General features: G+C 71.4%; 13 protein-coding genes. 5 read left to right on the top strand and 8 right to left on the bottom strand.

Features of this window, described 5'->3' with window-relative positions; translation table 11 throughout:
- Positions 1-18: 18 nt before the first annotated feature.
- The 4 genes from EAS64_RS40630 to EAS64_RS40615 all read right to left on the bottom strand — a co-directional run bounded on the left by EAS64_RS40630 (position 19) and on the right by EAS64_RS40615 (position 5,832).
- Positions 19-1,356, bottom strand: coding sequence for a dipeptidase (locus EAS64_RS40630; protein ID WP_145862047.1), 1,338 nt, complete (start codon positions 1,354-1,356; stop codon positions 19-21).
- A gap of 43 nt (positions 1,357-1,399) precedes the next feature.
- Positions 1,400-2,446 carry a hypothetical protein gene (locus EAS64_RS40625; RefSeq protein WP_145862046.1) on the bottom strand — a complete coding sequence of 349 codons (1,047 nt, stop codon included), beginning with the start codon at positions 2,444-2,446 and terminating at the stop codon, positions 1,400-1,402.
- Positions 2,447-2,576: 130 nt separating this feature from the next.
- Complete coding sequence (locus EAS64_RS40620) at positions 2,577-3,833, bottom strand: hypothetical protein (RefSeq protein ID WP_145862045.1); 1,257 nt, start codon at positions 3,831-3,833, stop codon at positions 2,577-2,579.
- Positions 3,834-3,978: 145 nt separating this feature from the next.
- Complete coding sequence (locus tag EAS64_RS40615; protein ID WP_145862044.1) at positions 3,979-5,832, bottom strand: AMP-dependent synthetase/ligase; 1,854 nt, start codon at positions 5,830-5,832, stop codon at positions 3,979-3,981.
- A 248-nt stretch (positions 5,833-6,080) separates the two neighbouring features.
- Between EAS64_RS40615 and EAS64_RS40610 the strand changes: the two genes are divergently transcribed.
- From EAS64_RS40610 to EAS64_RS40595, 4 genes are all read left to right on the top strand, one after another.
- Positions 6,081-6,401, top strand: a complete 321-nt coding sequence (locus tag EAS64_RS40610; protein ID WP_145862043.1) for a hypothetical protein — start codon at positions 6,081-6,083, stop codon at positions 6,399-6,401.
- 82 nt (positions 6,402-6,483) lie between these two features.
- Positions 6,484-6,744, top strand: coding sequence for a hypothetical protein (locus EAS64_RS40605; protein ID WP_222849985.1), 261 nt, complete (start codon positions 6,484-6,486; stop codon positions 6,742-6,744).
- Positions 6,741-7,772 carry an aromatic ring-hydroxylating dioxygenase subunit alpha gene (locus tag EAS64_RS40600; RefSeq protein ID WP_145862042.1) on the top strand — a complete coding sequence of 344 codons (1,032 nt, stop codon included), beginning with the start codon at positions 6,741-6,743 and terminating at the stop codon, positions 7,770-7,772. The genes EAS64_RS40605 and EAS64_RS40600 overlap by 4 nt, the downstream gene beginning before the upstream one ends.
- Positions 7,773-7,819: 47 nt before the next feature.
- Entirely contained in the window at positions 7,820-8,590 is a 771-nt protein-coding gene (locus tag EAS64_RS40595) for an SDR family NAD(P)-dependent oxidoreductase (RefSeq protein ID WP_145862041.1), read from the top strand.
- Positions 8,591-8,893: 303 nt separating this feature from the next.
- Here the strand turns inward: EAS64_RS40595 and EAS64_RS40590 are convergent, their stop codons facing one another.
- The 3 genes from EAS64_RS40590 to EAS64_RS40580 all read right to left on the bottom strand — a co-directional run bounded on the left by EAS64_RS40590 (position 8,894) and on the right by EAS64_RS40580 (position 12,536).
- The gene (locus EAS64_RS40590; protein WP_145862040.1) at positions 8,894-9,301 is read right to left on the bottom strand and encodes a DUF3887 domain-containing protein; all 408 of its coding nucleotides are present in this window, start codon (positions 9,299-9,301) and stop codon (positions 8,894-8,896) included.
- A 389-nt stretch (positions 9,302-9,690) separates the two neighbouring features.
- Positions 9,691-11,712 carry a helix-turn-helix transcriptional regulator gene (locus tag EAS64_RS40585; protein ID WP_145862039.1) on the bottom strand — a complete coding sequence of 674 codons (2,022 nt, stop codon included), beginning with the start codon at positions 11,710-11,712 and terminating at the stop codon, positions 9,691-9,693.
- Positions 11,607-12,536 (bottom strand): AAA family ATPase, encoded by a 930-nt coding sequence (locus EAS64_RS40580; protein WP_145862038.1) that lies wholly within the window; start codon positions 12,534-12,536, stop codon positions 11,607-11,609. Before EAS64_RS40580 ends, EAS64_RS40585 begins: the two co-directional genes overlap by 106 nt.
- A 122-nt stretch (positions 12,537-12,658) precedes the next feature.
- On the opposite strand from EAS64_RS40580, the gene EAS64_RS40575 reads away from it, so the two are divergent.
- The gene (locus tag EAS64_RS40575; protein ID WP_145862037.1) at positions 12,659-12,973 is read left to right on the top strand and encodes a hypothetical protein; all 315 of its coding nucleotides are present in this window, start codon (positions 12,659-12,661) and stop codon (positions 12,971-12,973) included.
- 10 nt (positions 12,974-12,983) lie between these two features.
- Here EAS64_RS40575 and EAS64_RS40570 read toward each other — a convergent pair whose 3' ends face one another.
- Positions 12,984-13,784, bottom strand: coding sequence for an enoyl-CoA hydratase-related protein (locus EAS64_RS40570; protein WP_187366538.1), 801 nt, complete (start codon positions 13,782-13,784; stop codon positions 12,984-12,986).
- Positions 13,785-13,809: the final 25 nt, after the last annotated feature.

Below are 13,809 nucleotides of genomic sequence, written 5' to 3'. Positions count from 1 at the left end.
CTCGCGCGGCGGGCCGCTTTAAGCGGCGCCGAGGCGCTGCAGCAGCAGGGCTTCCGCGAGCACCGCGCGCTCGAACTCGGGCAGGTGCAGGCCCTCGTTCGGTCCGTGCGCGCGGGTGTCGGGGTCCTCGACGCCGGTGACCAGAATGCTCGCGGCGGGGAACATCTCCTGGAACTCCGCGATGAACGGGATCGAGCCGCCGATGCCCATGTCCACCGGCGCCGTGCCGTCCCACGCCTCGGCGAGGGCGGAACGCGCGAGGTCGTAGGTCACCCCGGTGGTCCGCAGCACGGTCGGCTCCCCCTTGTCGACGACCGTGGTGGTGAGCTGGGCGCCGAACGGCACGTGCCGTTCCAGGTGGTCCTGGAGGCGGGCGATGCCGTTCGCGCTTGTGTCACCGGGCGCGAGGCGGATGGTGACGCGGGCGCGGGCGACGGGGACGAGAGTGTTGGAGGCGCCGGCGACCTTCGGCGCGTCGAACCCGGTGACGGTGATGGCGGGTCTCGTCCACAGCCGCTCGACGACCGGGCCCGCCCCGATCCAGCTGGTTCCCGGTGCGGCGCCGGACTCGGCACGAAGTCGTTCCTCTGGATACTCCACGTCGGCGGCGGGACCCGAGACAAGTCCGGCCACGGCCGGGCTGCCGTCCTCGGCCCATAGCGTCGCGAGGAGCTTGGTGAGCGTCATGATGGCGTCGGGGACGACACCGCCCCACATGCCCGAGTGGACGGCGTGCGTCAGCGTCCGCACCTCGACGTCCACCCGCACCAGGCCGCGCAGGCTCGTGGTGAGCGCCGGGGCGCCGATGTCCCAGTTTCCGGAGTCGGCGATGACGATGACATCCGCCGCGAGCCGGTCGCTGTACTGGCGCAGCAGCTCCGGCAGGGTCGCCGAGGCGACCTCTTCCTCGCCCTCGATGAAGAACCGCACGGTGACCGGCAGGTCGTCGCCCAGTGCGCGCAGCGCACCCACGTGCACCGCGATGCCGGCCTTGTCGTCGGCCGCGCCCCGGCCGTACATGCGATCGCCGCGGATGACGGGCTCGAAGGGCGCGCTGTCCCAGTCGGCCGGGTCGTTCTCCGGCTGCACGTCGTGGTGGGCGTAGAGCAGGACCGTCGCAGCGCCCTCCGGCCCCTTCCGCTCGCCGATCACGGCCGGCGGCGCGCCGTCGTAGGCGCGGACGATTTCCGCGCCAACGCCCTCGGCGGCAAGGAGCTGCGCCGTCTTCTGCGCAGACTTCTCCACCTCCGCCAGGCGCTCCGGGTCGGCACTGACGGACTGGATGCGCACGAGGTCTTCGAGGTCGCCAAGCAGGCCGGGCAGCAGGTCGTGTACACGGTTCTTCAGATCGCTCACACAGGCCACCCTACGATCCCGTGGTTCTGCCCGATCCGGCGGATCAGCCGATCGGGCAGCCTGGCTTCGCGCGAGCCTGGCCGGAATTGCGGTTGACCATGAGGCAGGATTCGTTGACCGCCACGAAAGACTTGGCCGGGATCTGCTTGAGCAGGGACACCAGGGCGTCCGGCCACTGCGGGTAGGCCGCGCCCTGGAAATACCAGTCGCTGCCGTTGTCGGCGAGTATCAGGCCGTAGTGCTGCATTTCCACGAGGACGGCCTTGGCGTCCGCGCAGTTCGGCTGCGACGAGCGGCAGAAGCTCGCCACGTTGAATGACGTCTTGAGCCTGAAGCGGGCGCCCATCGGCGGCAGCTTCGCGATGCTCCCCGAGCCCGCCTGATGCCTGGCCGGCCAGATGTAGGCGGCCGCGCTGCTGTCGGCGGTGAACCTGATCGCGTGCTTGATCGGCTTGCCGGCGCGCACCGCCGCCTGGATCTGCGCGAAGTTCAGCAGCCCGGGCAGGATCGGCAGGCCCGCCGCGTCGGCCGAGGTCCAGCCGGCCGGGCGCAGCGCGTCGGAGCGCAGGTTCCACACCGCGCCTGAGCCGGCCGTCGAGCCGTTCGCCGAGTAGCGCGCCTGCCACAGCTCATACAGCGTGCAGGTGGTCTTGTTGACTATCAGCGCGTGGCGGTCGGTGTCGGACGGCGCGTTCTTGCCGCCCTCGATCGGGGTGTCGGGGCCGAGCGGATACGGCACCCGGTTGCTCTCGCTGGCGTACCTGAACTTGACCTGCACGGTCTTGTGCGCGCTGGTGACGACCGCGTACGGGATGCCGTAGGGGTAGCCGCCATCGTTCGGGCCGAAGTCGGGGTGCAGGAAGGCGGTCGACGCGTGCATGCTGTGCAGCCAGGCGGTGCTGTGCGGGTCCACCGGGAGCTTGGAGATGTCGGTGTTCCATACGTTGTCCGCCGGGAACACCGGGCAGGCGGCCGCGCCGGGGAGAGTTGGCGCGCCGGGAAGAGTCGGCGTACCTGGCAGGGCGGGTGCGGCACCCGCGCTCGTGCTGGCGAACACGGCGCCAGCGGCGAGCAGGGCCGCCACGGCCACGGCACCGAGGGAACGAAGGCTGGCATGACGCGCAAACGGTCGCATTCGCCCAATGCTGGCACAGCGCTGGCGGGGACGCTGGCTCATCGATGCCGGTGGATTTATTGGTGGTTAACCGGGAATCTGGCCGCTAGCCAAGGATGTAGAACGCCTGGCCAGGGCCCGGCCTGATGACCTTCACCGACGGGTAGTTCGTGCCTGGGCGCCATGATGCCAGCTCCATCTTGGTGGTGAAGCTGAACTCGGCGACCAGGCTGTCGCCGCGGGCGGGCCAGCCGAAACCGATGAGGGCGTCGCTGCTTACCCAGGTGCCTGGCACGACCGCCAGCCTGCCGGTTGTTACCGGCGCGACCTCGAGCTGCATGGCCAGCTCGCCGCCGTCTCCGGTGCTGCCGAAGCTCACCTGAAGCGCGAGGTAGCCGCCGTCTGGACTGAACGCGCCGCTGACCGCCGAACTGCCCGCCGGCAGCGGTACCACGGTGTGCCTGCCTGTCGCCAGGTCGAGCAGCTGGATGCCGCACCGGGCTCCGGGGGGGTTTGGGGGGGTCGTCCCCCCGGGGCGGGGGGCGCACCGTGACGTCCAGGCGATCTCAGCGGCACTCGTCGCGAGTACCCCATGGAATACCTGGCTGGCCTGGGGAGCGGACGGGTCCCACAGCAGGTAGGCCGCCGTCCCTGGCGGCTGGCTGACCGGCGCCAGCAGCAGGCCGCGGTCCGTTCCCCGGACGATCGCATAACCAGGCGGGAGCCGCACCGGCCGGGACCGCTCCGGCGCGCCGGTGTCGCCGGCTTCCCGCGCCGCCCCTGCCGCGGTGATCATGTTGGCACCAGGCCGATAGCTGGTCAGCCAGGCGGCGCCGGCGGTGGCGGCCGGCGCGACCAGGTTGGCGGTGCCGAGTTGCGTCGCCGACCGTCCGCCGTCGGCGAGGAACCAGACCGGCGCCTGGGCCCCCGCGCAACTGCCGCAGCGGGCTGGCGCGGCAGCGCTTGACCGCACCGCCCAGCCGCCGGCGACGCGGGTGAACTGGTAACCGGACGGGTCAGCGGGCAGGCCAGCGATCGGCTCGGAACGGCCGGAGGCAGGCGAGAACCAGATGGGCCGCGATCCCGCGGCCGGCAGCCGGAGGCTGCGGTCCCAGGCCAGGGTGTGCCCGGTGATGCCGTTCGGCCCAGCCGGCACGGCGGGCGGAGCCGACGGAATCACCGGCGATGGCAGAGCGGTACCCGGCGTCTGCCGGACAGCCGCCGGAGCACCGTGGTGGCGCGGGATGCTGAGATAGACGGCACCGCCGACGACGACGGCGATGAGAGCCGCGATCACCGTCAGGCGACGCCGCCACTGACTGGGCCCGCGGTCATCGCCCTGGCTGAGGATGTCATCCGTCACGCGCGCCCCCCCACAGCATGCTGGACGCCCCGCATCAAGGATACGCGCCGGCCGCCTGCCCGCCCCGGCGGGGAATAACGGCCCGGGCGGGAGATGCCGCAACCCGTTCGGTATCGATGTTTGTGACTTCGGTGCGGCCGCGCGGTCACCCGTCATAGAGGGAGTCGATGACGTCGGCGTACTTAGCGTGCACGACGCGGCGCTTGATCTTGAGCGTGGGGGTCAGCTCGCCGGTGTCCGCCGTCCATTCCACGGGCAGCAGGCGCCACCGCTTGACCTGCTGCACCCGGGCCAGCCGCTCGTTGGCGGCGGCCACCCCGGCGCCCACCTCGGCGAGCACCCGCGGGTCGGCCGCCAGTTCGGCGAGCGACCCGGCGGTGATGCCCCGGGCCCTGGCCCAGGCGGGCGCGGCCTCGCCGTCCAGCGCCAGCAGGGCGACCACGTAGGGCCTGCGGTCGCCGTAGGCGAGCGCCTGGCCGATCAGCGGGTGGGCCACCAGCGCGTTCTCCACGCCGGCGGGTGCGATGTTCTCACCGCCGGCGGTGATAATCAGTTCCTTCTTCCGGTCCGTCACCGACACGAACCCGTCGGCGTCGATCGAGCCGATGTCGCCGGTGTGCAGCCACCCGTCGGCGTCGATCAGGGCTTCCGTCAGGGCGGGCAGCCCGAGGTAGCCGGGGGTGTTGTGCGGCCCGCGGGCCAGGATCTCGCCGTCCTCGGCGATCTTGACCTCCATCCCGGCGACCGGCCGTCCCACCGTGCCGAGCTTGAACTCGTCGGGTGTGTTGGCGGTGAAGGCCCCCGTCGTTTCCGTCATCCCGTACACGTCGAGGATCTTCATGCCGAGGCCGGCGAAGAACGCGGCCACGTCCGGCGGCAGCGGGGCCGCGCCACTGGAGAACGCACTGGCCTCGCCGAAGCCGATGAGACCGCGGATCGGCCCGAGCATCACCTCGTCCGCTATCCAGAACTCGCGCGCCAGTTCGTCGGACGTGACATGCCCGTACTGGCAGCTTTCCACGTAGCGGCGGCCGGTCTCCATGGAACGCGCCACGTGCGCGCGGACGTGCTCGTCCTGCTGGGCCGCGGGGTGGGCCTGGATGCCCGCCCTGATCTTCTCCCACACCCGGGGCACGCCGAAGAACGCGGTGGGGCGCACCTGCCCGATCACCGGGACGAGCCGCGTGGCATCCGGGCAGAAGTGAATGTGGCCGACGTTGCGGATGGGCAGGTAAACGCTGAACATGCGCTCGGCGATGTGCGCGAGCGGCAGGTAGGAGACCCACCGGACGCCGTGGGTGATGACGCCGACCCGGCCGGCCGTCTCCAGCGCGAAGAGGATGTTGCGGTGGGTGAGCAGGACGCCCTTGGGGTTGCCCGTGGTGCCAGAGGTGTACAGCAGGGCCAGCGGGTCGTCGGGCTTGATCGCCGCGACGCGGGCCGCGATCTCGCCCGGATCGGCTTTCAGGCGCTCCCTGCCAAGCTCCATCAGGTTCGCCCAGGTCAGGTACTGGTCACCGGCCGGGCAGGCGGACTCATCGCGCACGATGACCTTCGCGATCCCCGGCAGCCGGTCAAGGACCGGCTGCCAGCGGGCGAGTTCCGGCGCCCCGTCGAGCACGGCGATACGTGCGTCGCAGTCCGCGGCAACGTAGGCGATCTGCTCGGGCGCGAGCGTTGAGTAGAACGTCACCCCGAGGCCGCCCGCGTGCACCGCGCCGAGGTCGGCGATGACGTGCTCGCTTCGGTTCGGCAGCATCAGCGCGACCCGTCCGCCTGACGCCAGGCCAAGCGCGGCGAACCCGGCCGCCGCCTCGAGCACCCGCTGCCTCGCCTGCTCCCAGGTAACGGTCCGCCAGTCACCGCCCGCTTCGGCCTGGTCGGAGTACGCGCCGGCATCACCCGAGGTCTCCGCTACCTGCCGCAGTTCATCGCAGAGCGTCCGGCCCGCTATCGCGTCCTCGATCTCGGCCCGCTGCCGAGCAGTGTCACTGGTCATCCGTCATCTCCACGCTCGTCCGCACGGCGGCGGCTGCCGCCGTGCGGACGCTGGCGGCAGTGCCATGACGGAATCATCCCCACGGCCCGGGTACGGCACAAGGCCTGCACGCGGCTTGCTCGGCCCGGCCCGGCCGTTCAGTCTGGTTACGCGGCTGCGGTGTACCTGTTCTTCCTTGGTGCGTGCTCCTGATCCGGGTGATAGGCCTTAGATGACTGGCACCGTAGCCGACAGGGGGAGGCATCCCGATGAACGCACCCGACGCCAACGTCGCCGCGAAAGACCTGCGCAGCTGGTGGCTATCTCCCTCGCGACCCGGCACGCACCGCCTGATCAGTCCGTGGGAGTATCGCCACCTCGGCGTCTCCGGTGCCACGCGTGCCGCCGCCGGCGGCTTCCAGCTCGGCATCGGCCTCGTTCTGCTCTCGCTCGGCCGTCAAGCGGAAACAGACCGGGAACGGCGCAAGATGTACCTGTTGTCGGCGTTGTTCCTAGCGCCCGCGGCGGCGAATCTCGCGGCTGGCTACTGGTACACCGCTATTGCCAGCTCCGCGCCTGACCAAACCTGACCGAACCTGAGCGACCAGCTCCTGGCCCGAGACAGGTCACCGCCTGACGGCCATGAGCGGCAGTGGCTGCGACAATGGAGCCATGCGCTTGCCAGTGTCCGCACGCTCCCAGCAGGGCTCGGTTGGATCGATCCTGTCCATCGGCTCGACCGGGTCCATCCTGTCCATCGGCTCGAGCGGGTCGATCCTGTCCATCGGTTCCGCGGGCTCGATCCTGTCGATCGGCTCGGCGGGCTCGTTCGCCTCCGTGCTCTCGGTCTGTTCGTTCGCCAGCGTCGGCTCGCTGCTGTCGGGCATGTCCCGCTGGTCCGTCCTCGCCTGGCGGTCACAGGGGCGGGAATGAGTTCGCCGGGAGTGTTCGCGAACCTGACCGCTCAGCGGGCGTGCTGGCATCCGGTCGCGTTCGCCAGCGAGATCACCGACCGCCCGGCGCACGCCGACCTGCTCGGCGAGCCGCTTGTGGTCTGGCGCGGCGCCGACGGCACCCCGCGGGCGATGTCCGACCTGTGCGTGCACCGCGGCACCGCGCTGTCGCTCGGCTGGGTCAAGGGCGACGAACTGGTCTGCGCCTACCACGGCTGGCGGTACGGCGCGGACGGGCGGTGCACCGCGATCCCGCAGAAGGAGGACCCGGCGGCCGTCCCCGCCAAGGCCCGGGTGGCGGCATACCGCGCGCAGGAGCGGTACGGGCTCATCTGGGTCGCGCTCGACGAGCCCCGGTGGCCGCTGCCCGAGGTACCCGAACTGGAAGACGGCGAGTGGATCATCGTGCCCGCCGGCCCTTACCGGTGGCGCTGCGACGCGGCGCGGCAGGTGGAGAACTTCACCGACTTCGGCCACTTCCCCTGGGTACACCCGGGCCTGCTCGGCGACCCCGAGCGACCGGTGGTCCCGCCGTACCAGGTGGAGACCGACGGCCACGTGCTGCGCTATCAGATCGTCCGTCCCGAGGCGCCCAACAGCGACGACTTCCCGGTCTTCGCCAACGAGCAGGCCGGGCCGCCAGAACGGCGCAGCCGCTACGAACTGCACCTGCCCTACACGATCGTGCTGCGGCTCGGCTGGGGCGGCCAGCGCGGCATGGTGTACTTCTTCGCCTCGCAGCCGGTCGCCGCCGACCAGTGCGTCGGATACGTGGTCATCGGCCGCAACTACAACACCGACCAGCCAGACCGGGTGATCCAGGAGTTCGAGGACACCATCTTCGGCCAGGACCAGGTCGTCGTCGAGTCGCAGCGGCCAGAACGCGTGCCGTTCGACCTTGCCGCCGAACTCCACCTGAAGTTCGACGCGGTCGCCGTCGCCTACCGCAAGACCATGCGCGACCTCGGCCTTGCGGCAAGCGACGCGATCGGGATCACCGCCAAATAGCGGCGATCGTTCACGTTAGGGTGGGGCGGGACTGGTGAGGAGCGGTGATGCCGGTACTGCCGAGTTTTGAGCTGGACGACCAGGTCGCGCTTGTGACGGGCGCCGCCCGCGGGCTTGGCCGGGCCATCGCGCTGGCGCTCGCCGCGGCAGGCGCTGATGTCGCGCTCGGGCTGCGCGACGCGGGCGCCGACGGCGGCGTCGCCGCTGAGATCGAGGCGCTTGGCAAGCGCGCCCTGCCGCTGCAGATGGATCTGGCCGTGCCCGGCCAGATAGCCCCGGCGGTCGACGCGGCGGTGGCCGGGTTCGGACGGCTGGACATCCTCGTCAACAACGCCGGCATCGCACCGCAGAACCGCGCAGAAGACGTTCGCGAGGAAGACCTCGACGCGACCCTGGCCGTCAACCTCAAGGGCACCTTCCTGGCTAGCCAGGCCGCCGGGCGCGTCATGATCGGGCAGGGGTCGGGGCGGATCATCAGCATCGGCTCCCAGGCCGGCGCGGTGGCACTGCCAGGAGAGTCCGTGTACTGCATGACCAAGGCCGCCATCGCGCACTTGACCAAGTGCCTGGCCGTCGAATGGGGCAGCCATGGGATCACCGTCAACGCGGTAGCGCCCACGTTCATCCGCACCCCTGGCACCGAGCCCGCGCTGTCCGATCCGGAGTTCCGTGCGGACGTCATCGAGCGGGTCGCCGCGTTGCACCGCATCGGCGAGCCCGTCGAGGTGGCCGGCGTCGTGGTGTTCCTCGCGTCCCCGGCCGCCTCGCTGATCACTGGCGAGACCATCATGGTCGACGGCGGCTGGACGGCCCGCTAGTCCTCGCGACTGCTGGCGTGATTGTGGGTCATAAGCGGGGGCTCGCACATCCGGCGACACTCTTTGCTTAACCGCCGACCACTTTTCCCACCCTTGCTTAACCGGCGACCACATTCCCGTCCGCTTTGCACCCCTTATCTCACCGGTGGTTAAGCAAAGCCGGCAGACCCGGCCTCGGCAGCCGGCCCTCCCCGCGACTTTACATACCCGGCGACCACAGCGAGTCGGGTTGTGCACACGCATGGGTCGCCGCCCAGCAGCAGACGAAACCGCCCAGTGACCGGCGGGCCGCAGATAGCCCAGTTAGATCCGAGTGCGCCCGAGCCCAAGGATCTCAGGGTTCCCGAGGAAGAAAATACGCACGGGCCGTGGGTCTAGCCGATGTCGGCGGGGATACTTTATCGCCAGGCCAGCGACCTTACCCGCAGTGTCAAAGGCCACCTTGCCGATTGCTTCACCACGCCCGGCAATTAGAGGGACATCCACCACGGTGTAATCGCCGGACCGGCGGGCGAGAGGCGCGCCGATGCGCTTGAAGCTGCCAGCGGAGTCCGCCATGTCCCTCCACCCGCGGGCGAACCGATCCATGAACACGTGATCGCCCCACCTCGCGTCGAATTCGGGGCGTGCCTCTCCCCAGCGACGCTCGATGAAGTCGCCGAACAGCGCACGTGCCCGGTCCGCCGCATCCGGTGGGATGTCCTGGGTCACTGCCTTGCCCCTGTTCTGCCCGGTCGGCAACCCGGTTCTTGCCGCCGATCCCTAGTGTGCGCTGTCCGTCTCGTCGGCGCCAGTCCATCGTGGCCGGTGCAGCCGATGCAACGGACGGCCGGGAGAAAGGCTGGCCGCGCGGTGGGCTCCCCCCCGCAGGGTTGCCGTGCAACAAGGTTGCCGGCGAGGTCGGTGCTGGCGTCAGGGTTACTTGCGTCGACAAAGACCATCCGCGGCGCATATCGCCGCCGGTAGCCCACGATCAGGGAATCGGGCGGCCCACCTAGGGGAGGCCGTCACCGGCGACTGGGTCAACGCCTGGATCCGCCTCACGGCGGAGCGCCTGCTGTCGTACGCGGACGAGGCACCTCGCCGGAGGGACACCGGCCTTAGCCACCGCGGCTGGCGTCCGCGGCGTCGCTGCGCAGCGACCAGGTGGCGATTTCCGTCCGCGTTGAGTAGCCGAGCTTCGCGAGGATGCTGCGGACATGCGTCTCCACGGTGCGCTCGGAAAGCACGAGCCGCTCCGCGATCTGCCTGTTCGACATCGCCTGCGCGACCAGCGATGCCACCTCGCACTCGCGCGGCGACAGCGGGCTCGCCGCGCGAGCCCGCGCGTCGATGCCGGCCAGCAGGGCGTCCGCGGCGGCGAGCTGGCCAGGCAGGTCGAGCCGGCGGAACTCCGCGGCGGCCTCGGTGACCATGGCGCGCGCCGCGGTGAGGTCACCGCGATCGTCACTGGCCGCCAGCGCCCGCGCCAGGCCAAGCCTGCTCAGCGCGAGGAATGGCCTGGCGCCGATCCGCGCGTTCATCTCGATCGCGCTGGTGTAGCGGCGGATCGCCTCGTCCACCCGGCCGGCGGTCAGGGCGAGGTCGCCCATGGGCCGCTCCAGGGAACCGGCGCAGAACGCCGCGCCCGAGCCGTCGCCCATGTAGCAGGGCGCGAGCCCGGACAGCTCCCGGTAGACCCGGTCGGCGGTGTCCGCGTCGCCGAGCAGCACCGCGACGACCCCGATGAAGATGAGCAGCGCCCCCCAGCGCGGCCCGACCTCGATCGTGCCCGGCATGTGCCTGAACTCCTCGAACGTGGCGCGCGCCAGGTCCAGGTCGCCGGTCAGCGCGTGGACCATTGGGACGAAGACACGCACCAGGGCGATGCCAGACGCCTGACGCAGCATCGCGATCGCCGCCTGGGACGTCTCGCGGTCCATGGTGCCGCGCAGCAGCGCGAGCTGGTTCAGGAAGGCGTAGTACATGCCGAGCGTGCTGACGGTGCCGATCTGCTCGGCGACCGCGCGGGCGGCCTCGTTGTGCTCGATCGCCGCGCCCAGGTCGCCGACGAGCGCCGCCCTTGTCGCCCGCAGCCGGTGCAGGTGCCACCAGGCGAGGCCGTGCCTGCGAGTGACGGCGAACTGCTCGATGCGGCCGAGTTCGTCGTCCACCGCGGCGAGATCTCCGGCCTGGAATGCCGCGTCGACCAGCCAGACGTGTCCCCACAGTTCGGCGAGCGGCTGGCGGGCCTGGCGGGCGACCAGGCAGGCCCGCTCCGCGAGTTCGACCCGCTGCGCGAGGAACTGCGGCGCGGACAGCGCCAGGTGCCGCGCGTGGATGCCGTCGAGCAGCGCGTCGGGGTCGCCGCCGCGCTCGGCGAGCGCGAGAGCCTCCGCGGACAGTTCCCGCGCCAGGTTTCCCGCGCCCGCTTCCGCCGCGAAGAGCGCCTGCCTGGCGCGCAGCCGCGCACGCAGCGCGGTGTCCTGTTCGGCTACTGCCCCGAGCGCCTCGGCGCACAGCGTGTCCACCGCCGTGGTCATCGCGGGGTCGCCGATTCCGGTGATCACCAGGGCGGCGGCCACGCGGATGTCCGGGCGGCCGGCTTCCGGCGCCAGCCGGGCCGCCGCCTGGCAGTGGGCGAGGCTGGCGTCGATGTGTCCCGCGGCGAATTCGGCGCGTGCCGCCTCCAAAGTCAGCTCGGCCCGCGTGCCCGCCGGCTGCGCGGCGTCCGCTTCGGCGGCCCGCAGCGCCAGTGCGGCGAACCGAGCCGCCTCGTCGTAGGCGAGTGACGCCGCCGCCGACCTGGCCGCCGCGTGGGCCTGCCGCTGGCAGTGTTCCGCCCAGCCCGGTGCGCCCGACCGCTGCCAGTGAACGGCGGCCTGTGCGGCGCAGCCCGAACCCCGTTCCGATTGCTCGAGAGCGCGGGCGGCGCGCTCGTGCAGTGCCATCCGCCGTGACGGCGCGAGGTCGTCGTAGACGGCATCCCTGACAAGGGCGTGCGCGAACGACAACTGCGCGGCCTCGGGGCTCGACGTCAGGACGCCGAGCGCGGCGGCCCTGTCGAGCGCGGCGGCGACCCCGGCGCCGGACAGCCCGGTGACCTCGCGCAGCAGCGGCGGATCGATCCGCTCACCGAGCACGCTCGCCGCGTCGAGCAGCTCCCGTTCCGCGCCGTCAAGGCCGTCCAGGTGGGCCAGGGCCAGGTGCCGCAGCTCGGGAACACCCGCGCCTCGTCGTCGGCGCCGGCCGCCGCGCCGTGCTCGATCAGCATCCGGACGAAGAGCGGGTTCCCCGCGGTCCGCGCGCGCAGCCGGCCGGCGAGGTCGTCCACGTCGCCGCTGGTGCCCAGCCGGCGCAGCCACTGCGCGATCTCCGGCCGCGGCAGCCCGGTCAGCCGGATCAGCCTGGTGCCCTCGCCGCGCAGCAGCGCGGGGAGCAGCCCAGCGAGCGGCTTTTCTGCCGTTTCCCTGAAGGTAGCGACGACAAGCAGCCTGCTGCCCGAGAGCTCGCCCGTCAGGTGCCGCAGCAGCAGGAGCGACGTCCGGTCGGCCCAATGCAGGTCTTCGAGTACGACCAGCAGCCCACGCTCTCTGGCTGCATCGGCGAGCGCACGGCTGGCCGCGGCGAACATCGCGAATCGCTCGGACCCAGAATCCGCTGAACCCTGTGCCCCGCCGGCTGAGCCTGCCGTGCCATCGAGCATGGCGGCAAGCGGCGGGACCGACCGGGACACTGCGTGCCATGGCCACAGCGGCGGCATGCCCGGGTCGTCGATCGCGCCGCCGGCGGCCGCCGGCACCTCGTATTGCGCGGCCATGTCCGCGAGGCTGGCGGCCAGACGGGTCTTGCCGATCCCGGGCTCGCCGCTGACCAACACAAGCCGCCCCGCGCCGCCGGACGCGGCGACCAGCGCCGCCCGCAGCTGCGCCAGCTCATCGCCTCGGCCGACGATCGGCTCCCCCATGCAAGCAGTATCGCCCTGCGCCCGGTTACGTACCAGCGATACGTGCTGGCACTGATCCGGCGCGGCGGCCGCGACGGCAGAGTCGGCGGTAACGGATCAACCGCAACAACAGGAGGCTCGCCATGTACGCACAGCTCACCTACTTGGACGGCCCGCGCACCGCGGAGCAGATCGCCGCCGACGACTTCGCGACCAGCGAGCGGATCGTGCCCGCCGTCAGCGCACTAGGCCAGCGGTTCCGCGTCTACGTGCTGCAGCGCGAAGACGGATCGAAGGTCGTGGTCTCGATCGCCGACACCGAGCAGGCGCTGCTCGACGCGCAGAAGGCGATCATGGGCAGCCAGCTGCTGCCGGGCGAGGACCCGGCGCTGCTGCCCGGGCCAGACCGGGTCGAGCTGTACCCGGTGACGGACGTTCGCGACTTCGAGCCCGCCTGAGCCGGCGCGGCTAGCTCCGGGAAGGCTCCGCCTCTCGGCCGGCGTGGCGCCAGTGGGGCGCGCGCTTCTCGAGGAACGCGCGGATGCCTTCCTGGGCGTCGGGAAGCTGGCTGGTCGAGGCCATGACCTCGACCGCGTAGGCGTACGCCTTCTGCTGGTCGAGGTCGATCTGGGCGTACAGCGCCTGCTTGCCGATCCCCTTGCTCTCCGCGGAACCCCGCGTGGTGCGCCGCAGCAGGTCGAGAACCGCCTCGTCGAGCCGGTCGGCGGGCACGACGCGGTTGACCAGGCCCCAGTCGAGTGCGGTGGCCGCGTCGATGACATCGCCGGACAGGGCCAGCTCCATGGCGCGCTTGCGGCCGACGTTCCTGGCGATCGCCACCATCGGCGTGTGGCAGAACCAGCCGCCCTTGCCGCCGGGGGCCGCGAAGCCGGCGTCCTCGCTCGCCACGGCGAGGTCGGCGGTCGCGACCAGCTGGCAGCCCGCCGCGGTGGCGAGGCCGTGCACCCGTGCCACCACCGGCTGCGGCACCTGCTGCATGAGCGTCATCAGCTCGGTGCAGGTGAGCAGCAGCGCGCGCACCTCGGACAGGTCGGCGCCTGCAACCGCGGCGAAGTCGTGCCCCGCGCTGAACACCGGGCCGTTGCCTGCCAGCACGATGCCGAGTGCGTCGCTGTCGCCAAGGTCGCGGAAGGCCGCGATCAGCTCGCGCATGTGCTCGAGGGACAGGGCGTTGCGGCGCTGCGGCCGGTTCATCGTGACGGTGGCGAAGTCGCCGGTCCGCGCGACGAGGATGTGCTCGAATTCCATGGTCCTAAGCATCGCCGGTGCGCGC

Origin of the sequence: Trebonia kvetii (assembly GCF_007827045.1) — a bacterium.
Lineage (GTDB): Bacteria > Actinomycetota > Actinomycetes > Streptosporangiales > Streptosporangiaceae > Trebonia > Trebonia kvetii.
Note: the sequence above shows the minus strand (reverse complement) of the source record. Positions and strands in the feature narration are given on the sequence as shown.